Annotated in this window: 20 protein-coding genes and 1 tRNA gene; 14 read left to right on the plus strand and 7 right to left on the minus strand. The window is 71.6% G+C overall.

From position 1 onward, the window contains the following. The first annotated feature begins 52 nt into the window (after positions 1-52). Entirely contained in the window at positions 53-1672 is a 1620-nt protein-coding gene (locus AB0M97_RS09860) for a DHA2 family efflux MFS transporter permease subunit (protein WP_365960247.1), read from the plus strand. Between the two features lie 133 nt (positions 1673-1805). Beyond that, positions 1806-2111, plus strand: a complete 306-nt coding sequence (locus tag AB0M97_RS09865) for a small hydrophobic protein (RefSeq protein ID WP_365960248.1) — start codon at positions 1806-1808, stop codon at positions 2109-2111. Positions 2112-2306: 195 nt separating this feature from the next. Here AB0M97_RS09865 and AB0M97_RS09870 read toward each other — a convergent pair whose 3' ends face one another. Further along, the gene (locus AB0M97_RS09870) at positions 2307-3062 is read right to left on the minus strand and encodes a potassium channel family protein (RefSeq protein ID WP_365960249.1); all 756 of its coding nucleotides are present in this window, start codon (positions 3060-3062) and stop codon (positions 2307-2309) included. A 74-nt stretch (positions 3063-3136) separates the two neighbouring features. After that, complete coding sequence (gene aceE / locus AB0M97_RS09875) at positions 3137-5884, minus strand: pyruvate dehydrogenase (acetyl-transferring), homodimeric type (protein ID WP_365960250.1); 2748 nt, start codon at positions 5882-5884, stop codon at positions 3137-3139. Positions 5885-6305: 421 nt separating this feature from the next. On the opposite strand from aceE, the gene AB0M97_RS09880 reads away from it, so the two are divergent. The 6 genes from AB0M97_RS09880 to AB0M97_RS09905 all read left to right on the plus strand — a co-directional run bounded on the left by AB0M97_RS09880 (position 6306) and on the right by AB0M97_RS09905 (position 10740). Next, a complete protein-coding gene (locus AB0M97_RS09880) occupies positions 6306-6743 on the plus strand; it encodes a DUF3052 domain-containing protein (protein ID WP_279549089.1) in 438 nt (145 codons plus the stop codon). 127 nt (positions 6744-6870) lie between these two features. Then, positions 6871-7329, plus strand: coding sequence for a peroxiredoxin (locus AB0M97_RS09885; protein ID WP_365960252.1), 459 nt, complete (start codon positions 6871-6873; stop codon positions 7327-7329). 111 nt (positions 7330-7440) lie between these two features. After that, a complete protein-coding gene (locus AB0M97_RS09890; RefSeq protein ID WP_365960254.1) occupies positions 7441-8016 on the plus strand; it encodes a calcium homeostasis/redox stress adaptation protein in 576 nt (191 codons plus the stop codon). 102 nt (positions 8017-8118) lie between these two features. Next, the gene (locus AB0M97_RS09895; RefSeq protein ID WP_365960256.1) at positions 8119-8694 is read left to right on the plus strand and encodes a TerD family protein; all 576 of its coding nucleotides are present in this window, start codon (positions 8119-8121) and stop codon (positions 8692-8694) included. 58 nt (positions 8695-8752) lie between these two features. Then, positions 8753-9898, plus strand: a complete 1146-nt coding sequence (locus AB0M97_RS09900) for a DUF475 domain-containing protein (protein ID WP_365960257.1) — start codon at positions 8753-8755, stop codon at positions 9896-9898. Between the two features lie 104 nt (positions 9899-10002). Continuing rightward, the gene (locus tag AB0M97_RS09905; RefSeq protein ID WP_365960258.1) at positions 10003-10740 is read left to right on the plus strand and encodes a Tellurium resistance; all 738 of its coding nucleotides are present in this window, start codon (positions 10003-10005) and stop codon (positions 10738-10740) included. A 39-nt stretch (positions 10741-10779) separates the two neighbouring features. Here AB0M97_RS09905 and AB0M97_RS09910 read toward each other — a convergent pair whose 3' ends face one another. Then, the gene (locus AB0M97_RS09910) at positions 10780-11598 is read right to left on the minus strand and encodes a TerD family protein (RefSeq protein ID WP_365960259.1); all 819 of its coding nucleotides are present in this window, start codon (positions 11596-11598) and stop codon (positions 10780-10782) included. Positions 11599-11817: 219 nt separating this feature from the next. Here AB0M97_RS09910 and AB0M97_RS09915 point away from each other — a divergent pair, with 219 nt between their 5' ends. From AB0M97_RS09915 to AB0M97_RS09925, 3 genes are all read left to right on the plus strand, one after another. Continuing rightward, the gene (locus AB0M97_RS09915; RefSeq protein ID WP_365960260.1) at positions 11818-12990 is read left to right on the plus strand and encodes an HpcH/HpaI aldolase/citrate lyase family protein; all 1173 of its coding nucleotides are present in this window, start codon (positions 11818-11820) and stop codon (positions 12988-12990) included. A 62-nt stretch (positions 12991-13052) separates the two neighbouring features. Then, the gene (locus AB0M97_RS09920) at positions 13053-15545 is read left to right on the plus strand and encodes a phosphoribosyltransferase (protein WP_365960262.1); all 2493 of its coding nucleotides are present in this window, start codon (positions 13053-13055) and stop codon (positions 15543-15545) included. After that, complete coding sequence (locus tag AB0M97_RS09925) at positions 15545-16357, plus strand: HAD family hydrolase (protein ID WP_365960263.1); 813 nt, start codon at positions 15545-15547, stop codon at positions 16355-16357. The genes AB0M97_RS09920 and AB0M97_RS09925 overlap by 1 nt, the downstream gene beginning before the upstream one ends. Positions 16358-16413: 56 nt before the next feature. Here the strand turns inward: AB0M97_RS09925 and AB0M97_RS09930 are convergent, their stop codons facing one another. From AB0M97_RS09930 to AB0M97_RS09940, 3 genes are all read right to left on the minus strand, one after another. After that, the gene (locus tag AB0M97_RS09930; protein ID WP_365960265.1) at positions 16414-16635 is read right to left on the minus strand and encodes a zinc ribbon domain-containing protein; all 222 of its coding nucleotides are present in this window, start codon (positions 16633-16635) and stop codon (positions 16414-16416) included. Positions 16636-16678: 43 nt separating this feature from the next. Next, positions 16679-18103 (minus strand): hypothetical protein, encoded by a 1425-nt coding sequence (locus tag AB0M97_RS09935; protein ID WP_365960266.1) that lies wholly within the window; start codon positions 18101-18103, stop codon positions 16679-16681. A 79-nt stretch (positions 18104-18182) separates the two neighbouring features. Beyond that, the gene (locus tag AB0M97_RS09940) at positions 18183-19064 is read right to left on the minus strand and encodes a DUF4097 family beta strand repeat-containing protein (RefSeq protein WP_365960267.1); all 882 of its coding nucleotides are present in this window, start codon (positions 19062-19064) and stop codon (positions 18183-18185) included. Positions 19065-19295: 231 nt separating this feature from the next. Here AB0M97_RS09940 and AB0M97_RS09945 point away from each other — a divergent pair. From AB0M97_RS09945 to AB0M97_RS09955, 3 genes are all read left to right on the plus strand, one after another. Next, positions 19296-19367 (plus strand) — tRNA-Val (locus AB0M97_RS09945). Positions 19368-19514: 147 nt separating this feature from the next. Beyond that, positions 19515-19850, plus strand: coding sequence for a DUF6153 family protein (locus AB0M97_RS09950; protein WP_365960355.1), 336 nt, complete (start codon positions 19515-19517; stop codon positions 19848-19850). A gap of 80 nt (positions 19851-19930) precedes the next feature. Then, on the plus strand, positions 19931-20575 hold the full coding sequence (locus tag AB0M97_RS09955) for a DUF305 domain-containing protein (protein ID WP_365960268.1): 645 nt from the start codon (positions 19931-19933) through the stop codon (positions 20573-20575). Positions 20576-20580: 5 nt separating this feature from the next. Here AB0M97_RS09955 and AB0M97_RS09960 read toward each other — a convergent pair whose 3' ends face one another. Next, positions 20581-20934, minus strand: coding sequence for a hypothetical protein (locus tag AB0M97_RS09960; RefSeq protein WP_365960269.1), 354 nt, complete (start codon positions 20932-20934; stop codon positions 20581-20583). Positions 20935-21062 lie beyond the last annotated feature (128 nt).

Consider the following 21062-nt stretch of genomic DNA (forward strand, 5'->3'; position numbering starts at 1 on the left):
GACTTGTGAATGGGTTTGTCAAGTGTCAGCGACTGACTTTAGCCTCGAACGCATGACTAGTCAGACCACCGTCGAAGCGACCGGACCGGGGGACAAGGCGCCGGGCGCCCCGTCGGACCCGACACCGGCCAAGGGGCTGCGCGGCCACCCCTGGTTCACCCTCATCACCGTCGCGGTCGGGGTCATGATGGTGGCCCTGGACGGCACCATCGTGGCCATCGCCAACCCGGCCATCCAGCGCGACCTCGGCGCCACCTTCGCCGAGGTGCAGTGGATAACCAACGGCTACTTCCTCGCCCTCGCGGTCTCCCTGATCACCGCGGGCAAGCTCGGCGACCGGTTCGGCCACCGGCAGACCTTCCTCATCGGCGTGATCGGTTTCGCCGCCGCCTCCGGGGCCATCGGCCTGTCCGACAGCATCGCGCTGGTCGTCGCCTTCCGCGTGCTCCAGGGCGTGTTCGGCGCGCTGCTGATGCCGGCCGCGCTCGGCCTGCTGCGCGCGACCTTCCCGGCCGAGAAGCTCAACATGGCCATCGGCATCTGGGGCATGGTCATCGGCGCCTCCACGGCCGGCGGCCCGATCCTCGGCGGCGTCCTCGTCGAGCACGTCAACTGGCAGTCGGTGTTCTTCGTCAACGTCCCCGTCGGCATCCTCGCCGTCGTGCTCGGCGTCGTCATCCTGCTCGACCACCGCGCCGAGAACGCCCCGCGCTCCTTCGACGTGCTCGGCATCGCCCTGCTGTCCGCCGCGATGTTCTGCCTCGTGTGGGCCCTGATCAAGGCCCCGGAGTGGGGCTGGGGCGACAGCCGGACCTGGATCTACCTCGCCGTGTCCGCCGTGGGCTTCCTGCTGTTCGCCCGCTGGGAGACGAAGGTGAAGGAGCCGCTGATCCCGCTGGCGCTGTTCCGCTCGGTGCCGCTGTCGGCCGGTGTCGTCCTCATGGTCCTGATGGCCATCGCCTTCATGGGCGGCCTGTTCTTCGTCACCTTCTACTTGCAGAACGTGCACGGCATGGGCCCGATCGACGCCGGCCTGCACCTGCTGCCGCTCACCGGCATGATGATCGTCGGCTCCCCGCTCGCGGGCGTGATGATCACCAAGTTCGGTCCGCGCCTGCCGCTGGCCGGCGGCATGGCGGTCACCGCCGTCGCCATGTACGGCATGTCCACGCTCGACGTGGACACCGGCAGCGGCCCGATGTCGCTCTGGTTCGCCCTGCTCGGCCTCGGCCTCGCGCCCGTCATGGTCGGCGCCACCGAGGTCATCGTCGGCAACGCCCCGATGGAGCTGTCCGGTGTGGCAGGCGGTCTCCAGCAGGCCGCCATGCAGATCGGCGGCAGCCTCGGCACGGCCGTGCTGGGCGCCGTGATGGCCTCCAAGGTCGACAGCGACCTGGCGGGCAACTGGGCGGACGCGGGCCTGCCGAAGCTGCCGCCGGAGCAGATGGACCAGGCGTCCGAGGCGGTCCAGGTCGGCGTGGCCCCGGTCGCCGAGGGCACCCCGCCGCAGATCGCCGGGAAGATCACCGAGGTCGCGCACGACACGTTCATCTCCGGCATGAGCCTGGCCTCCCTGACCGCCGCGGGCGTCGCCACCTTCGCGGTGCTGGTCGCGTTCCTCACCAAGCGCGGCGCGAACGCCGAGGCGGGCGCGGGCGTCGGCCACATCTGACGGCCCGTCGGAAGGGGGCGTGCGGCGACCGCTTCGCCCCCTCCCGGCCACCCCGGGGATTGAACACACGTACGGGGGTACTCGCCTCCCGGACCCGGAACGAACCCAACCGTAGAGGGGTTCAAGGGAGTTGATGATGGCGAGCTTCGGACATGGATCGCGCAGGCACCCCCGGTCACGTGGCCGGACGTGGTCACGGAGCGGGCCGGATCGCGCGACGCTCGGAATCATCGGAGTCATCTGCGCGGTCGCGGGCTTCTTCGTCCTCGGGATCGTCCTCGGTCCCGTGGCGATGGTCTGCGGCTGGCTGGCCATGGGCCGCAGCTGGGTGGGCTCCCGGCCCGTACCGGCCGTGGTCGCCCTGGTTCTGGGAGCCGTCGACACGCTGCTGGCGGTCATCTGGCTCGCGGGAGCGGCCTCCCCGGGCATCGGCATGTAACGCCCGGGGCAGTGAGGCAGGGCCCCCGGCCGCGCGCCGGGGGCCCACCTCTGCCCGGCGCGGCTCATGGAACGCCGCAGCCCAGGACGGCGCGGCCCGGCTCATGGAAACCCCGGCGGGGGACGGGGGCCCAGGAGACGGCACGGCACGGCTCACGGACCCCGGCGCGGCGCGAGGGCCCGGGGGCGGCGCCGCCTACGGCTTCCGCTCCTCGAGCGCCGCCACCTGGGCCCGCAGCGCCCGTACCTCCTCCGTCAGCGCCTCGATGGCCGCCGTCTGCCGCCGTTCCTCGGCGTCGTCCTCGAACCGGGCGATGAACCAGGCCGCGATGTTCGCGGTGACCACACCGAGCAGCGCGATCCCGGACAGCATCAGCCCCACGGCCAGCACCCGGCCAAGGCCGGTCGTCGGCGCGTGGTCCCCGTACCCCACGGTCGTCATCGTCGTGAAGGACCACCACACGGCGTCGCCGAGCGTCTTGATGTTCCCGTCCGGCGCGTCGCGCTCCACCGACAGCACGGCCAGCGAGCCGAACATCAGCAGCCCGACGACCGAACCGGCCACGTACGTCGTCAGCCGGACCTGCGACGCCATCCGCGCCCGCCGCCCGACCAGCAGCAGCGTCGACACCAGGCGCAGCAGCCGCAGCGGCTGGATCAGCGGCAGCAGCACCGCGAGCAGGTCCAGCCAGTGGGTGCGCACGAACGTCCGGCGGTCCCGGGCCAGGCACAGCCGCACGAGGTAGTCGGCGGCGAACGCGGCCCACACCGCCCACTCCACGACCGCGCACGCGCGCGTCACCGCCGGGCCGGCCGGGCTCGCCACGATCGGCACCGCGTAGGCGACGGCGAACGCCACCGCCAGGGCCAGCAGCGGCCGCTGGGTCCGCCGCTCCCAACGGTCCGCCGCACTGGTCCCGTCCCCGCTTCGCGCGTCCGCGCCGATACTCATGCCCGGCATCGTAGGAAACGCCCGGGGGCGGCGGGCCGGTCGGCCCCGCCGCCCCCGGATCCGCCCGCGCGGTGCTACGCGTCGCCGCCCGCCGCGCCCGGGTCCGCGGCCGTCACGTCGAGGAGCTGGTACCGGTCGACGGCCTGCTTCAGCACCGACCGGTCGACCTTGCCCTCCCTGGCCAGCTCGGTCAGCACGCCCACCACGATCGACTGCGCGTCGATGTGGAAGAAGCGGCGCGCCGCGCCCCGCGTGTCCGCGAAGCCGAAGCCGTCCGCGCCGAGCGACTGGTACGTGCCCGGCACCCACCGCGCGATCTGGTCCGGCACCGACCGCATCCAGTCGGACACCGCCACGAACGGCCCCTGCGCGCCGGCCAGCTTCCGCGTCACGTACGGCACCCGCTGCTCCTCCTCCGGGTGCAGCAGGTTGTGCTCCTCGCACTCCACGGCGTCGCGCCGCAGCTCGTTCCAGGAGGTCGCCGACCAGACGTCCGCCCTGACGTTCCACTCCTCGGCGAGGATCCGCTGCGCCTCGAGCGCCCACGGCACCGCCACACCGGACGCCATGATCTGCGCGGGCAGCGCGCCGGACGTGCCCTCGCTGAGCCTGTGGATGCCCTTGAGGATGCCCTCGACGTCCACGTTCTCCGGCTCGGCCGGGTGCTGGATCGGCTCGTTGTAGACGGTGAGGTAGTAGAAGACGTCCTCGCCGTGCGGGTGCTCCTCGGACGCGCCGTACATCCGGCGCAGGCCGTCCTTGACGATGTGCGCGATCTCGAAGCCGAACGCCGGGTCGTACGCCACGCACGCCGGGTTGGTCGACGCCAGCAGCTGCGAGTGGCCGTCCGCGTGCTGGAGGCCCTCACCGGTCAGGGTCGTACGGCCCGCGGTCGCGCCCAGCACGAAACCGCGCGAGAGCTGGTCGGCCATCTGCCAGAACTGGTCGCCGGTGCGCTGGAAACCGAACATCGAGTAGAAGACGTACACCGGGATCAGCGGCTCGCCGTGCGTGGCGTAGGCCGATCCGGCGGCGATCAGCGAGGCCGTGCAACCCGCCTCGGAGATGCCGTCGTGCAGCATCTGCCCGGTCGGTGCCTCCTTGTAGGCGAGCAGCAGATCGCGGTCGACCGCCTCGTACTGCTGGCCGAGCGGGTTGTAGATCTTCGCGCTCGGGAAGAACGAGTCCATGCCGAACGTGCGGTACTCGTCCGGCGCGATCAGCACGAACCGCCTGCCGATCTCCTTGTCCCGCATGAGGTCCTTCAGCAGCCGCACGAACGCCATGGTGGTCGCGATGGACTGCTGACCGGAGCCCTTCTTCACGGTCGCGTACGTCTTGTCGTCCGGCAGCGGCAGCGGCTCGGAGCGCACCACGCGCGTCGGCACGTACCCGCCCAGGCTCCTGCGGCGGTCGTGCATGTACTGGATCTCCTCCGAGTCCCGGCCCGGGTGGTAGTACGGCGGCACGCCGGACTCCAGCTCCCGGTCGGAGATCGGCAGGTGCAGCCGGTCCCGGAAGCGCTTGAGGTCGTCGACCGTCAGCTTCTTCATCTGGTGGGTGGCGTTGCGGCCCTCGAAGTTCGGGCCGAGCGTCCAGCCCTTGATCGTCTTGGCAAGGACGACCGTCGGCTGGCCCTTGTGCTCGACGGCCGCCTTGTACGCCGCGTAGATCTTCCGGTGGTCGTGGCCGCCGCGCCCGAGGTGCAGGATCTGGTCGTCGGTCATGCCCTCGACCATGGCCCGCAGCCGGTGGTCGTCGCCGAAGAAGTGGTCGCGGATGTACGCGCCGGACTCGGTGGCGTACGTCTGGAACTGGCCGTCCGGCGTGGTGTTCATCCGGTTGACCAGCACGCCGTCGCGGTCCTGCGCGAGCAGCGGGTCCCAGGTGCGGTCCCACACCAGCTTGATCACGTTCCAGCCGGCGCCCCGGAAGATCGACTCCAGCTCCTGGATGATCTTGCCGTTGCCGCGCACCGGGCCGTCGAGGCGCTGGAGGTTGCAGTTGACGACGAAGGTCAGGTTGTCCAGGCCCTCGCGGGCCGCGATCGACAGCTGGCCCAGCGACTCCGGCTCGTCCATCTCGCCGTCGCCGAGGAACGCCCACACGTGCGATTTCGAGGTGTCCGCGATCCCCCGCGCGTGCATGTAGCGGTTCATCCGCGCCTGGTAGATCGCGCCGATCGGGCCGAGCCCCATCGACACGGTCGGGAACTCCCAGAAGTCCGGCATCGACCGCGGGTGCGGGTACGACGACAGCGCGTACGGCGCCTTCGACTTCTCCTGCCGGAACCCGTCGAGGTGCCGCTCGCCGAGCCGGTCGAGCAGGAACGCGCGGGCGTAGATGCCCGGCGAGGCGTGGCCCTGGAAGAAGACCTGGTCACCGCCGTCGCCCTCGTCCTTGCCGCGGAAGAAGTGGTTGAAGCCCACGTCGTACAGCGAGGCGGAGGAGGCGAACGTGGCGATGTGCCCGCCGACCCCGATGCCGGGCCGCTGGGCGCGCGAGACCATCACGGCCGCGTTCCAGCGGGTGGCGTTCAGGATCTTGCGCTCGATCTCCTCGTTGCCGGGGAAGAACGGCTCGTCCTTGGTGGCGATGGTGTTGACGTAGTCCGTGCTGCGCATCTCGGGCACGGCCACGCGCTTCTCGCGGGCCCGCTCGATGAGCCGCAGCATCAGATAGCGGGCCCGCTCCCGGCCGCGCTCGTCCACGGCGGCGTCGAGGGAGTCGAGCCACTCCTGTGTTTCCTCGGGATCGAAGTCAGGAACCTGACTCGGAAGGCCGCCAATGATGATCGGGTTGCGATCGGATCCGGAAGCCACGCTGGTCCTTACCTGTCGGGGGGCTGCTGGGAGAGGGATGTCGCTGTGCCTGCGCCGTCCCCATCGTGTACCTCTTGGGAGGCGGACGTCATCTTTACCGAGAGGTAACCGAGTCGGTTCCCGGCCCTGCCCGGCTCGGCAGACTCCTTCGAGTCTCGTACCCGTGACCGGTTCCCAAATGCGCAAACAGGGCAGAAAGGTGTGGTGTGCGTCACCATGGGGCGGGAGGATGTGCAAGGAGTTGCGGTGACACGGCCGGGATCGTCACCGTTTCGGCGGTCCCGGAGGCCGGGTACTTGCGCGATCCGTCCCGCCCGTGTGGACTACGGCCAATGCTTCGCGCACGCGCGTGGCTGATATTCCCCCAGCTCGTCAGAGCGGGGGGTACACAGATTCACCAGACATGATCAGGAGGCAACCCGTGAGCGCGACCGCGGACCACGCGGAGGAGCGGACGAACCCTGCCGCCAGGCTGGGGTTCCAGCCCGGGCAGGTGGTCCAGGAGATCGGCTACGACGACGACGTGGACCAGGAACTCCGCGAGGCCATCGAGGAAGTCGTCGAGGGCGACCTGGTCGACGAGGACTACGACGACGTGGCCGACGCCGTTGTGCTGTGGTTCCGTGACGACGACGGCGACCTGACGGATGCGCTGGTGGATGCCACCACGTACATCGAAGAAGGCGGCGCGATCCTGCTCCTCACGCCGAAGACCGGCCGTGCGGGGTACGTGGAACCGAGCGACATCTCGGAGGCCGCGACGACGGCGGGCCTGACGGCGTCCAAGAGCGTCAGTGTGGGCAAGGACTGGAGCGGCAGCCGCCTGGCCACGCCCAAGGCGGCCAAGTCCAAGAAGTGACCCCCGCCGGCCCATGACAGACCGGACGGGCCGGGCCGTCGCGCCCGGCCCGTCCGAAGGTCCCCGGTGATCGCTGCGTAGGGTGGTGCCACCACTCGAACAGCCCACCGAAGGGACATTCAGCGCGATGGCGATCAAGGTCGGCGAAAAAGCCCCCGACTTCGAGCTCAAGGACAACCACGGCGCGACCGTGAAGCTCTCCGACTTCCGCGGTCACAAGAACGTCGTGCTGCTCTTCTACCCGTTCGCCTTCACCGGCGTGTGCACCGGTGAGCTGTGCGAGCTGCGGGACCACCTGCCGCAGTTCTCCGACCGCGACACCCAGGTGCTCGCCGTCTCCAACGACTCCGTCCACACCCTGCGCGTCTTCGCCGAGCAGGAGGGCCTGGAGTACCCGCTGCTGTCCGACTTCTGGCCGCACGGCCATGTCTCGCGCGCGTACGGCGTCTTCGACGAGGACAAGGGGTGTGCGGTGCGCGGGACCTTCATCATCGACAAGGAGGGCGTCGTGCGCTGGACCGTGGTCAACGGCCTGCCGGACGCCCGCGACCTGAACGACTACGTGAAGGCGCTCGACACCCTGTGATCGCGGACCGCCCGGGCCTGCGAGGGACGGGAACCCGTCACTAGGATCGACTCGTTGATCCGACATCCAGCACTTCGGGGCTCCCCGCCCCAGGACACCAATGGAGGACTCGTGGGAGTCAGCCTCAGCAAGGGCGGCAATGTCTCGCTGACCAAGGAGGCTCCGGGCCTGACCGCGGTCATCGTCGGTCTGGGGTGGGACGTGCGCACCACCACCGGCACCGACTTCGACCTGGACGCCAGCGCACTGCTGCTGACCAGCTCCGGCAAGGTCACCAGCGACGCGCACTTCGTCTTCTTCAACAACCTCAAGAGCCCCGACGGCTCCGTCGAGCACACCGGTGACAACCTCACCGGTGAGGGCGAGGGCGACGACGAGCAGATCAAGGTCAACCTCGCCGCCGTCCCGGCCGACATCGAGAAGATCGTCTTCCCGGTCTCGATCTACGACGCCGAGAACCGCCAGCAGTCCTTCGGCCAGGTCCGCAACGCCTTCATCCGCGTCGTGAACCAGGCCGGCGGCGCGGAGATCGCCCGCTACGACCTCAGCGAGGACGCCTCCACGGAGACGGCGATGGTCTTCGGCGAGCTGTACCGGCACGGCGCGGAGTGGAAGTTCCGCGCCATCGGCCAGGGGTACGCCTCGGGCCTGCGCGGCATCGCGCAGGACTTCGGCGTGAACGTCTGAGCGGGTCCCACGCCCGCACCGTCCGGCGCCGCGCGGTTTGCGTGCGGCGCCGGACGCGCAGGACAACCAAGACAGCAGTACCGAACGGGGAGGGACCAGAACATGGGCGTCACGCTCGCCAAGGGAGGCAACGTCTCCCTGTCCAAGGCCGCACCGAACCTCACCCAGGTGATGATCGGGCTCGGCTGGGACGCGCGCTCCACCACCGGAGCCCCCTTCGACCTGGACGCCAGCGCGCTGGTGTGCAGCAACGGCCGGGTGCTCGGGGACGAGTGGTTCATCTTCTACAACCAGCTCAAGAGCCCGGACGGCTCGGTGGAGCACACCGGTGACAACCTCACCGGCGAGGGCGACGGCGACGACGAGTCCCTCCTGGTCGACCTGTCCAAGGTGCCGGCCCAGTGCGACAAGATCGTCTTCCCGGTCTCCATCCACCTGGCCGACGAGCGCGGCCAGGCCTTCGGCCAGGTCAGCAACGCGTTCATCCGCGTGGTGAACCAGGCCGACGGTCAGGAACTCGCCCGCTACGACCTCAGCGAGGACGCCTCCACCGAGACGGCGATGATCTTCGGCGAGGTCTACCGCTACCAGGGGGAGTGGAAGTTCCGAGCCGTCGGACAGGGGTACGCGTCGGGGCTGCGAGGCATCGCCCTAGACTTCGGAGTCAACGTTTCGTAAAGCCGGGTGCGGCGCGGGGGAGACCCGTACACCCCGCACACAAGGGATTGGGTAGCCAGTGGTTCTGAAAACCTTCGGCTGGTCGTTCGCGGTCACCGCGCTCGGACTGGTCGCAGCGGTCTTCTACGGGGGGTGGACCGCCTTCGGCATCGTGGCGATCCTCTCCGTACTGGAGATCTCGCTGTCGTTCGACAACGCGGTGGTCAACGCCGGCATCCTGAAGAAGATGAATGCCTTCTGGCAGAAGATCTTCCTGACCATCGGCATTCTGATCGCCGTCTTCGGCATGCGGCTGGTCTTCCCCGTCGTCATCGTCGCCGTCAGCGCCCAGCTCGGACCGATCGAGGCCGTCGACCTCGCGCTCACCGACAAGGACCGCTACCAGGAACTGGTCACCGACGCCCACCCGTCGATCGCCGCCTTCGGTGGCATGTTCCTGCTGATGATCTTCCTCGACTTCATCTTCGAGGACCGCGACATCAAGTGGCTCGGCTGGCTCGAGCGCCCGCTGGCCAAGCTCGGCAAGGTCGACATGCTGTCGGTCTGCATCGCCCTGATCGTGCTGCTCGTCTCGGCGATGACCTTCGCGGCCAACGCCCACCAGCACGGCGGCGCGCACGTCGACAAGACCGAGACGGTGCTCCTGTCCGGCATCGCCGGCCTCATCACGTACATGATCGTCGGCGGTCTCTCCGGCTACTTCGAGGACAAGCTCGAAGAGGAGGAGGAACGCGAGCACGAGCAGGAGGAAGAGGCCGTGAAGAAGGGCAAGCCGCGCTCCGCGGTCGCCCTCGCCGGCAAGGCGGCGTTCTTCATGTTCCTCTACCTGGAAGTCCTCGACGCGTCGTTCTCCTTCGACGGCGTGATCGGCGCCTTCGCCATCACCAACGACATCGTCCTGATGGCGCTCGGCCTCGGCGTCGGCGCCATGTACGTCCGGTCGCTCACCGTGTACCTGGTCCGCCAGGGCACCCTGGACGACTACGTGTACCTGGAGCACGGCGCGCACTACGCCATCGGCGCGCTCGCCATGATCCTGCTGATCACCATCCAGTACGAGATCCACGAGATGATCACCGGCCTGATCGGCGTGGCCCTGATCGGCTGGTCGTTCTGGTCGTCGCTGCGCCGCAACAAGGCACTGGCCGCAGCAGAGGGAAAAGCGGGAACGGACGACAAGACTGAGGTGTCGTCCGGGGTGTGACACCCATCCGGGTGAGGAACGCTCTGAGCGGGGCGGCCGTCGGGGAGAAGTCCTGGACGGCCGCCCCGTCTCGGTCGGTCCACCAGGCAACGTGGGGGCGGGAATTGGGCATCTTGGACGGTCTGTGGCGCGGGCGCCGGGCCGACTTCGACTCGGGCAGCGCGTCCAGCAACGCCATCGAGCTGACCAAACGGAACGGCCAGGTGTCCCTGACCAAGCAGGGCGCGGCCACCGGCCATCTGCGCGTCAACCTCAACTGGCGCATGCGGACCTCCGACATCGGCGGCCCGCAGCGCGAGAGCCTGCTGCGGCACCCCTTCAGGGCGCTGAAACCGCCGGAGGTCATGGGCCACAGCCAGAGCATGGTCAACGTCGACCTCGACCTGGGGTGCCTGTACGAGCTCCAGGACGGCACCAAGGGCGTCGTCCAGCCGCTCGGCGGCCTCCTCGGCGACGTGAACGCACCGCCGTACGTCAAGCTCAGCGGTGACGACCGGTTCGGCTCGGCGTCCGGCGAGACGATGTACATCAACCTCGACCACCGCGAGGACATCAAGCGGCTGCTGGTGTTCGTGTACATCTACGACCAGACCCCGGCGTTCGACCGCACGCACGCGATCGTGACCCTCTTCCCGAGCAGCGGGCCCCGGATCGAGATCGGACTCGACGAGAGGCACCCGCAGGCACGGTCCTGCGCGGTGGTGATGATCGAGAACGTGAAGGGGGAGATCCTGGTGCGCCGCGAGGTCAAGTTCGTGTACGGCTTCCAGGGCGAGTTGGACCGGTTGTACGGGTGGGGCCTGCAGTGGGGGCGCGGCTACAAGTCCAAGGCGGACCGGTGAGCCGCCCCCGGTGGCCCGGGGCAGCCCGGGAGCGCCCCTCTAGCGTCCGATGAACTGCGGCCCCTGCGGCGGCAGCCGGAAGTCCGGGTCCGGGTGGTCCGGCTGCGGGTAGCCGTAGCCCTGGGCGGCCGGGGCCGGCTGCGGATAGCCGTAGGAGGGGGCCGCGCCCGCCGGCTGGGGGTAGCCGTAGGAGGGCTGCGGCTGGGGGTAGCCGTAGGACGGCTGGGCCGGGACCGCCGCGGTGGGCTGTTCCGGCGGCAGCGGCTGGGAGACCTCGGACCGCGGGGTGACCCGGGTCGGGCCGTCCGTCTGCTCCGACTCGTCCACCGAGATGCCGAAGTCCGTGGCCAGGCCCTTCAGGCCGTTGCTGTAGCCCTCGCCGAGCGCGCGGAACTTCCAGCCCTCGCCGCGCCGGTACAGCTCGCCGCAGATCAGCGCCGTCTCCTCGCCGGTCTCCGGCTTGACGTCGAAGTACGCGAGCGGCTCCGCGTCGGCGGCCGTCGCGTCGTACAGCAGGATGCGCAGCGCCCGCACGCGGTCGAAGGTGACGCCGTCCGCCGAGGCGACGAGGACGATCCGGTCGACCTCCGGCTCGACACCGGCGAGGTCTGTCTGGATCGTGTCGGTGAGCGCCTCGGCGACGCGCTCCTTGCCGAGCCGCCACACCTGACCGGACGGATGCCGGGGCTGGTTGTAGAAGACGAAGTCCTCGTCGGAGCGCACACGGCCGCCGGGGCCGAGGAGCAGCGCGGAGGCGTCGACGTCCGGGACCCCCTGCCCGGGATTCCAGCGCAGCACGGCACGTACCGTGGTGGCGTCCAGCGGGACGTTCGACCCCTTCAGCATCGCGTGCGTCATGCCGTTCATCCTGCCTTGCCGGTCCTGGTCACGACAACGCGGGGGAAGGGATTCCGGTGCACGTCACGGGGAACCCGGGGCGGGCGCGGTTGGCCGGAACGGTGTGCTCGCTTCACTCGGAGTTCACGCCTGCCGGGAACCCCCGACACGCACTTCTACGTACTATTACCGGCCACCTTCGGACCGGTTACCGGTCGCCCACACACCACTGGGGAGTTCATGCGGCATTTCGGACACATCGCCCCTGCGGTGCGGGAACGTATCTTCTACCGGGAGCCGTGCGAGTTCACCGCCGACTCCCCGGCCCGTCTGCTGTCCGCGGCCCTCGGCGCCACGCTCTACAGCCCCGCCACCCGGCCCAGACTCGCGGACGACGTCCTCAAGCAGGCCGCCCGCGGCGTCGTGTCCATGGTGCTGTGCCTGGAGGACTCCATCGACGACGCGGACGTCCCGGCCGGCGAGGACAACCTCGTCCGGCAGCTCACCGCCCTCGCGGGCCGCGCCGGGGCCGACCTGCCGCTGCTGTTCGTCCGGGTCCGGGTGCCCGAGCAGATCCCCGACCTGGTGCACCGGCTCGGCCCCGCCGCCCGGCTGCTGTCCGGGTTCGTCCTGCCCAAGTTCACCGAGGAACGCGGCATGGCCTTCCTGGAGGCCCTGGCCGGCGCCGAGGCCGCCGGCGGACGGCGGCTGTTCGCCATGCCCGTGCTGGAGTCCCCCGAACTGCTCTACCGGGAGTCGCGCGTGGCGACCCTGGAGGGCATCTTCCGCGCCGTCGACAAGTACCGCGACCGGGTCCTCGCGCTGCGCCTCGGCGTCACCGACTTCTGCTCCTCCTACGGCCTGCGCCGCGGCCCCGACATGACGGCGTACGACATCCAGGTCGTCGCGTCCGTCATCTCCGACGTGGTGAACATGCTGGGGCGGGCCGACGGCACCGGCTTCACCGTGACCGGGCCCGTCTGGGAGTACTTCCACGTCCAGGAACGCATGTTCAAGCCGCAGCTGCGGCAGAGCCCCTTCCTGGAGGTACAGGCCGTCGAGCTGCGCCAGAAACTGATCGAGCACGCCATGGACGGACTGCTGCGGGAGGTTTCCCTCGACCACGCCAACGGCCTGCTCGGCAAGACCTGCATCCACCCCACCCACGTACTGCCGGTGCACGCGCTGTCCGTCGTCAGCCACGAGGAGTTCACCGACGCCCAGGACATCCTGCGGCCCGAACGGGGCGGCGGGGGCGTGCTGAGGTCGGCGTACACCAACAAGATGAACGAGGTGAAGCCGCACCGCGCCTGGGCCGAGCGGACGCTGCTGCGCGCCGAGGCGTTCGGCGTCGCCAACGAGGACATCGGCTTCGTGGAGCTGCTCGCCGCGGGCCTCACGGACGGCACGTGACCGAAGACGGCACCGCCCGGGCCGTGGACGCGATTTCGGTTCCGGGCGGGCGCAGGATATGCATGAGGGCGAACAGGGAGGTGCACGAGCGCGTGCGACACGGGGAGCAGGGCGGGCCGTCCGACGGCACCGACCGCATATGGTCCGGGCGCTGGGTCGCCGAACGGCTCGGCGTGCGGCTGACCGGCGACGACTCGCTGACCGGCATGCTGGGCCTCGCGCTGCGCCGCAACCCCAAACGGGCCCACCTGCTCGTGTCGAACGTCCTCGGCAAGCACGTACCCCAGTCGCCGTCCGTCGTCCACGGCCACGGCTTCCGGCTCGGCCGCCGGGTGCGCGAGCTGCTGGGCGCCGAGGCGGCCACCGCCGTCGTCCTCGGCTACGCGGAGACCGCGACCGGCCTCGGCCACTCGGTCGCCGACGGCGTCGGACTCGCCCCCTACCTGCACTCCACCCGCCGCCCGGTCGACGGCGTGGCCCCGGCCGGCGGCTTCGAGGAGTCCCACTCGCACGCCACCTCGCACCTGCTGCTGCCCGCCGACCCGGCACTGCTCGCCGGGGACGGGCCGCTGGTGCTCGTGGACGACGAGTTCTCCACCGGCAACACGGTCCTCAACACCATCCGCGACCTGCACGCCCGCCACCCGCGGAAACGGTACGTCGTCGTCGCCCTGGTCGACATGCGCTCACCCGCCGACAGCGACCGGCTCACCGCCTTCGCCCGCGAGATCGGCGCCCGCGTCGACCTCGTGACCGCCGCCTCCGGCACGGTGACCCTGCCCGACGGCGTGCTGGAGAAGGGCCGCGAACTCGTCGCACGGCACGAAACCCCGGACACCGCCCCCACCGGACGTCCCCGCGGCCGGATCACGCGCCTCGACCCGCGCTGGCCGCGCGGCCTGCCCGACGGCGGCCGGCACGGCTTCACGCCCGCGCACCGCGCCCGCCTGGAGGCCGCCCTGCCCGCCATGGCGGCCCGCGTCGCCGAAGCGCTGCCCGCAGGCGCCCGCCGCGTGCTCGTGCTCGGCTGCGAGGAGCTGATGTACGCGCCGCTCAGGCTGGCCGGCGAACTGGAGCAGACCGTCACCGCCGACGTCCGCTTCTCCACCACCACCCGCTCGCCCGTCCTCGCCGTGGACGACCCCGGCTACGCCATCCGCACCCGCCTGGTCTTCCCCGCGCACGACGACCCGGCCGACGGGCCCGGCGAGCGCTACGCCTACAACGTGGCCGGAGCGGGCTTCGACGCCGTGATCGCGGTCGTCGACTCGGTCGCCGACACGCCCGCCCTGCACGCGCCCGGCGGACTGCTCGACCGGCTCGCCGCGCACACCCCGCAGGTCCTGCTCGTGGTCGTCCCCAGTCACGTCCCCGAGCCCCGCACCGAAAGGCCCGCCATGCTGCCCGAGCCCCTCCGCGGCCCCGCCTTCTCCTCGTACCCGCCCGAGGAGGTCGGCTGGCTGCTCCAGGACCTCTCGGACGTGACGCTGGAGGCGCCGACCGAGGAGCGCGAGGAGGCCATCCAGAGCGGCGGCGCCCACTACGCGGAGTCCCTGCCCGTCGAGTACCAGCCCAGCGAGCAGTACCAGGAGCTGTTCCACGCCGCCCTCGACACCTCCGCCGCCCGCATCGCGCTGGCCGCGGGCGCTGTCACCGAGCTGGTGCTCGCCGAACGCTCCCCGAGACCCGTCCTGGTGTCCCTGGCCCGCGCCGGCACCCCCATCGGCATCCTGATGCGCCGCTGGGCCCAGTACCGGCACGGCCTCGACCTGCCGCACTACGCCGTGTCCATCGTGCGGGGCCGCGGCATCGACGCCAACGCGCTGCGCCGGCTGGCCGCCGACCACGACCCGCGCGACGTCGTGTTCGTCGACGGCTGGACCGGCAAGGGCGCCATCACCCGCGAACTCGCGACCGCGCTGCGGGAGTTCGAGGACAGCGACGGCATCACCGGCTTCGACCCGGAGATCGCCGTACTCGCCGACCCCGGCTCCTGCGTCCGCACCTACGGCACCCGGGAGGACTTCCTCGTCCCCTCCGCCTGCCTCAACTCCACCGTCTCCGGACTGATCTCCCGCACCGTCCTGCGGTCCGACCTCGTCGGCCCGCACGACTACCACGGCGCGAAGTACTACCGCGAACTCGCCGGCGCCGACGTCTCCGTGGCCTTCCTCGACGCCGTCTCCGCCCGCTTCCCCGAGGTCCACGACGCCGTCGGGCGGCAGGTCAAGGAGCTGCTGTCCGCCGACCGCGCCCCCACCTGGGAGGGCTGGGCGGCCGTCGAGCGCATCAGCGAGGAGTACGGCATCCACGACGTGAACCTCGTCAAGCCCGGCGTCGGCGAGACCACCCGGGTGCTGCTGCGCCGCGTGCCGTGGAAGATCCTCGCCCGGCAGAACGCAGGCCGCGACCTCGACCATGTGCGGCTGCTCGCCGAACAGCGCGGGGTGCCCGTCGAGGAGGTCGCCGAACTCCCCTACACCTGCGTCGGACTGATCCACCCCCGGTTCACGCGCGGCGCCACCGGCGCCGACGGCAGGGCGGTGACGGTCTGATGCCGGTGCTCGTCGCGAGCGACCTCGACCGCACACTGATCTACTCGGCGGCGGCGCTGGCCCTCACCATGCCGGACGCCCGGGCCCCCCGGCTGCTGTGCGTGGAGGTCCACGAGAGCAGGCCGCTGTCCTACCTGACGGAGACGGCGGGGCACCTGCTCACCGAACTCGGTGACGCGGCGGTGTTCGTGCCGACCACCACCCGCACCCGCAAGCAGTACCAGCGCATCAACCTGCCCGGCCCGCCGCCCGGATACGCGATCTGCGCCAACGGCGGCCATCTCCTGGTGGACGGTGTGTCGGACCCCGAGTGGCACGCGCGCGTGACCGCGCGGCTGGCCGACGAGTGCGCCCCGCTGACCGAGGTGCGCGAGCACCTCATGAACACCGCCGACCCGCTGTGGGTGCGCAAGCACCGCATCGCCGAGGACCTGTTCGCCTACCTCGTCGTGGAACGCGAACTGCTCCCCGAGGACTGGGTGAAGGAACTCGCGGTGTGGGCGGAGAACCGCGGCTGGACGGTGTCCGTGCAGGGCCGCAAGGTCTACGCCGTGCCGAAGCCGCTCACCAAGAGCGCCGCGATGCGCGAGGTCGCCCGCCGCACCGGCGCCGACCTCACCCTCGCCGCCGGCGACTCCCTCCTCGACGCCGACCTGCTGCTGGCCGCCGACCGCGGCTGGCGCCCCGGCCACGGCGAACTCGCCGACGCGCAGTGGACGGCACCGGCGATCACGCCGCTGCCCGAGCGGGGGGTTCTCGCGGGGGAGCGGATTCTGCGGGAGTTCCTGCGGGAAGTGCGGGGCGGCGCGTAGTCGGTCCGACGGCGGTGGGCGGTACGGGGTGAGCGGTGGTCGGGGTGACGGCGGGGTCAGCCGCAGCAGCCCCCGCCGCAGCAGCCGCCGCCCGCGCCGCCCTGCCGGGGGGCCGGCGCGGACCCCGCGGACGTGCCGCCGACGGCCACCGTCGACAGCAGCTTCACCGTGTCGTCGTGGCCCGTGGGGCAGCTCGCGGGAGCGGAGGACTCCGCCATGGGACGGCTCAGTTCGAACGTGTCGCCGCAGGTCCGGCAGCGGTACTCGTAACGAGGCATGCCCACAGGTTAACGGGCGCGGCCCGCGGCGTCGCCGGTCCCGTCACTGGCCGGCGCCGCGCTCCTCCCGTATCGCGGAGACCACCTGCGCCACCGCCCGCCGTACCGCTTCCGTCTCCGTCAGGAAGTGCCAGTAGTCGGGGTGCCGGCCCTCCAGCGTGCCGATCGCCCGGTCCAGGCGGGCCACCGCGTCGTCCAGCGGGCGCGCGTGACGCGGGTCGGGGGTGGTGCGGCCCGCCATCGCCAGCCGCTGGGCGTCCCGGACAGCGAACCGCGTCCGCTCGATCTCCGCCCGCGGGTCCTTCTGCACGGCGTTCAGCCGCCGCAGCCGGTCACCGGCCGCCGACACCGCCTCGTCGGTCGCGTTCAGCAGCGCCCGCACCGTCGACAGCAGCGCCGTCGCGTCCGGCCAGCGCTGCTCGTCCCGCGCGGCCTGCGCCTCCCGCAGCTTCGCCTCGGCCTGCCGCACCGTCTCCACCGCCTTGCCCGGCACGTGCTGCAGGTCCTGCCAGCAGGCGGCCGTGAACCGCCGCCGCAACTCGCTCAGCACCGGCTCGACCTGCTCGGTGCGGGTGGTCAGGGCCTCGGCGCGGGTGCGCAGCGACACCAGCCGGTGGCCGATCTCGGCGGCCCGCTCCGGCAACCGCTCCGCCTCCACCCGCACCGCCTCGGCCTCGCGCGTCACCCGCTCGGCCCGCTCCAAAGTCTGCGGCACGCCGTGCTGCCCGGCGCCCTCGTTCAGCCGGGTCAGCTCCGGGGCGAGCGCGGCGAGCCGGGCGGCGAGGTCGTCGGCGCGCAGTCCCGAGCCGCGTGCCGCGTCGAGGGCGTTGGACGCGGCGAGCAGGGACTGCCGGGCCCGCTCGACGGCGGGCGCGAGCCGGGCCAGCTGGGTCTCGGCCTTCCCGAGCAGCGGGCCGAGCCCTTCGGTGAAACGGTCCAGCTCCCGCTTCACGCGCTCCAGTTCACCCTTGGCCTCGGTCAGCTCCGCGCGGGCCCGGGCGGCGGCCGACGCCTCCAGGTCGTCCCGGTCGAGGTCGTGGGCGTCGACGGCGTTGATGTACCGGTGGCTGGCCTCGTCGATGCGGCGGCCGATCTCCTCGAAGTCCGCGACGGCACGGCGGGCCGCCGGGGAGGCGTCCACGGCGGTGATCGTCTCGATGGAGATCCGCAGGTCCCGCTGGGCGGTGTCCAGCTCGTAGAAGGCCGTGGCCGCCGCGTCCTTCGCGGCCTGCGCCTCGGCCCGCTGGCCCTCGGCCCGCCCGCCGAACCAGCGCCGTGTGCCGCCGCCGGCGAACGCGGCGGGCAGCACCAGCACGGCGGCCAGCGGCAGCGCCACCAGGGTCAGCGCGTCACGCAGCGGCCCCGGGGCGCCGGCCGCACGGCGTGCGCGCGGGCCCGGGGTGCGAGGGGCGCGGCGGCGTGCGCGCGGCGCGAACGGTGGGTACGGCCGCGATGGTGTCGCCGTCACATCCCTCTCCCGTGCTGTGATCCGCCCTGCCCGGTGTCATGTCATTGTCCCACCGGTTGAGGACGAACACACGGGCCGATCAGTTCGCGGTGCGGACCGTGACTTTCCCGTCGCCCGTGTGCGCGGACACCACGTGGGCGCTGGTGTCGCTCCGCGGCACGGACACGTTCACCGAGCCGTCGCCGGTCCTGGTCGTCACCCGGTACGTCTCCCTGGGCACCGCGATCGTCACCGAGCCGTCGCCGGTGCGGGCCTCCACCAGGTCCGGTACGGCGCCCAGTTCGAGGTGGACCGAGCCGTCCGTGGTGCGGGCGGACACCTTGCGCGAGGACACGTCCGCGCTGACGGAGCCGTCCCCGGTGTGCACCCGGACCGGCCCGGAGGTGTCCGTGACGCGTACGGAGCCGTCCCCGGTGCGCACCCGCAGGGGCCCGCTGGAGCCGTTGACGCTCACGGAGCCGTCCCCGGTGCGCACCCGCAGAGGTCCGCTGGAGTCGCTGACACGCACCGCGCCGTCCCCGGTGCGGATGTCGAGCGCCTCGCGGAAGCCGCTCGCCCGGACACTGCCGTCGCCGTCCTCGACCTTGACGGCGACGCCGCGCGGCACCTCGATGCGGTGTCTGGCCTCGCAGTCGGCGACCATCCCGGTGCAGTGCACGCGCAGCACCAGCCGGTCGCCCTTCATCTCCCAGGTCACCTCGGGGTCCTCGCCGAGGGCGACCGAGCCGTCGAACCAGCGGGTGACCTCCACCGCGCCCTCCTTGTGCCCGTCCGCCGCGACGATCTCCAGCGCCGAGTCGTCGGAGTCGACGGTGAGGGTGCGGCCGGACAGCGCGAAGGACCGGCGCTCGGGGTCCTTGTCGTCCCCGGCGGCGGCACAGGCGCTCACACCCGCCACGAGCACGACGACGGCACCGGCGACGGCGCGAACGGAGGCGGTACGGCGGGCGGTACGGGACATGACGGTCTCCCCCTGGGACGGTCGGCGCGGCGGCTCCGCGACCGGCACCCGCTGCTGTGCGGGCTCTACGACCGTACGGAGCGGGACGGCCCCGGGGCATCCGGGCCGCTCCCGGATCCGGGGTGGGGTTAACCCCCGCCGTTCCCCCATGGGACGCGATACGGGTTTGCGGGACTGTGGCCCGGGCAATGTAGGCTGTCGACTCGTCCTGGGCCACGTGGCCCGGGAACCGGGTGCGTAGCTCAGGGGTAGAGCGCCTGCCTTACAAGCAGGATGTCGGCGGTTCGAAACCGTCCGCGCCCACCGGAGCATGAGGGAGACGCCCCGGACCGTGCCATCGGTCCGGGGCGTTTCCCGTGCCGCCCGGCGGGGTCCTTAGGATGACCCCTTGTGAAGGGCCCCCGAGCGTGCGACCGGCGACCACCCGCGTGGTGGTGGCGTGCGGTGTGCGTGCTGGGGCTGCTGGCAGGGGTTCTGGCCATGCATGGGCTGGCGCCCGGTGAGGTGCAGGGCTCTCATGGGGCGGCCCAGCACCACCACGCCGCCCCCGCCACGACACCCACCCCGGAGACGGCCTGCCCGGACGGCGGTGGTGGTCACCCACGGCACGCCGACCCGGCCTGTGCAGCGGGTGCGGTGAGTGGTGGGCCGGTGCTGCCCGCGCCCGTCCCTGACCCGGTTCCGGCGGTGGTCCGGGCCGACGCCGTACGGGCGTACGCGGCCGAGGCGCCTGACGGTGCACGCGCGCCGCCCTCCCTGGCCGAACTCCAGCTCCTGCGGATATAGGCACCGCTCCCGCGCCGCGCCCCCTCGGCGTGGCGCAGCAGTGTGCCGCACGTCCCTTTCCCGCAGGAGGAGTTCACCGTATGACCAGCATTCGTACCCTCACGCGCCGTGCCGCTCCGGTCGCGGTCGCGGCCCTCGCCGGGGTCGCCCTGGCCGCCTGTGGCGGCGACGGCGGCGGACACGGGGGCCATGGCTCCTCGTCCGCGAGCGCCACGTCCAGCGCGCAGGCCGACGCCACGGCCGGTGCGCACAACGCCCAGGACGTCGCCTTCGCGCAGGGCATGATCCCGCATCACCGGCAGGCCCTGGAGATGGCCCGCCTGGCCGACGGACGGGCCGGTTCCGCGGAGGTCGAGGACCTCGCCCGGCGCATCGAGAAGGCGCAGGACCCGGAGATCCGGACCATGTCCGGCTGGCTGAGGGCCTGGGGCGAGGAGGTGCCCGGGGAGGCGCCCGGCTCGGACCACTCCGCGCACTCGGGGCGCGCGGGCATGCCAGGGATGATGTCCGAGGAGGACATGGCCGAGCTGGAGAAGGCGTCGGGCAAGGCCTTCGACAGGATGTTCCTCACGATGATGATCGAGCATCACGAGGGTGCCGTGGAGATGGCAGCGACCGAGAAGAGCAAGGGCCGCCACGGTCCGGCCAGGAAGCTGGCCGGCGCCATCGCCACGGCACAGACCGAGGAGATCGCCGAGATGAACGAGCTGCTCGGCAAGGGCTGACGGCGCTACGGGGCGCCGTCGGGGTCCTCCGCCGGCGCCTCGTGCGCGTGCTTCAGCTCGGAGCGGGCGCGCATCCGGTCGGGGCCGGTCAGTTCCGTCCAGTAGCGGTGGGTGCTGACGAACACGGCCAGCTCGCGCTCGCGCCGCCGCAGCTTTTCCACCTCGGCCTGTTCGTCGGCCGTCCAGCCGGGCGAGGCCGGGCGCTCCACCTTGCGCCAGCCGTTGTCGTCGCTGAAGCCGTCCAGCGGTTCGACCGACCAGGGGAGGCGCTTCAGCAGGGCCGACAGCTCGGCCCGGACCTGATGCAGTTCCTCCTGACCGGCGAGGAGGTCACTCGGAAAGTCATAGGTCGTTGCCACAGCCCAATGATACGCCTGTTCGATTTTGAGGTGCGAGTCGGACACGGCGCCTCGCGTGACCGCCCTGCCCGAATTCGGTTGCGGCCGGACCGGTGAGCCCGGTGAGGTTCTGCCATGGACGGTGCCGT

Origin of the sequence: Streptomyces sp. NPDC051207 (assembly GCF_040682395.1) — a bacterium.
Lineage (GTDB): Bacteria > Actinomycetota > Actinomycetes > Streptomycetales > Streptomycetaceae > Streptomyces.

Excerpts from the sequence above, each read along its gene's own strand:
- AB0M97_RS09910 (WP_365960259.1), bottom strand. The coding sequence starts at position 11,598 with ATGACGCACGCGATGCTGAAGGGGTCGAACGTCCCGCTGGACGCCACC.
- AB0M97_RS09865 (WP_365960248.1), top strand. The coding sequence starts at position 1,806 with ATGATGGCGAGCTTCGGACATGGATCGCGCAGGCACCCCCGGTCACGT.
- AB0M97_RS09925 (WP_365960263.1), top strand. The coding sequence starts at position 15,545 with ATGCCGGTGCTCGTCGCGAGCGACCTCGACCGCACACTGATCTACTCG.
- AB0M97_RS09940 (WP_365960267.1), bottom strand. The coding sequence starts at position 19,064 with ATGTCCCGTACCGCCCGCCGTACCGCCTCCGTTCGCGCCGTCGCCGGT.
- AB0M97_RS09955 (WP_365960268.1), top strand. The coding sequence starts at position 19,931 with ATGACCAGCATTCGTACCCTCACGCGCCGTGCCGCTCCGGTCGCGGTC.
- AB0M97_RS09885 (WP_365960252.1), top strand. The coding sequence starts at position 6,871 with ATGGCGATCAAGGTCGGCGAAAAAGCCCCCGACTTCGAGCTCAAGGAC.
- AB0M97_RS09870 (WP_365960249.1), bottom strand. The coding sequence starts at position 3,062 with ATGAGTATCGGCGCGGACGCGCGAAGCGGGGACGGGACCAGTGCGGCG.
- AB0M97_RS09930 (WP_365960265.1), bottom strand. The coding sequence starts at position 16,635 with ATGCCTCGTTACGAGTACCGCTGCCGGACCTGCGGCGACACGTTCGAA.
- AB0M97_RS09860 (WP_365960247.1), top strand. The coding sequence starts at position 53 with ATGACTAGTCAGACCACCGTCGAAGCGACCGGACCGGGGGACAAGGCG.
- AB0M97_RS09915 (WP_365960260.1), top strand. The coding sequence starts at position 11,818 with ATGCGGCATTTCGGACACATCGCCCCTGCGGTGCGGGAACGTATCTTC.
- AB0M97_RS09895 (WP_365960256.1), top strand. The coding sequence starts at position 8,119 with ATGGGCGTCACGCTCGCCAAGGGAGGCAACGTCTCCCTGTCCAAGGCC.
- AB0M97_RS09920 (WP_365960262.1), top strand. The coding sequence starts at position 13,053 with ATGAGGGCGAACAGGGAGGTGCACGAGCGCGTGCGACACGGGGAGCAG.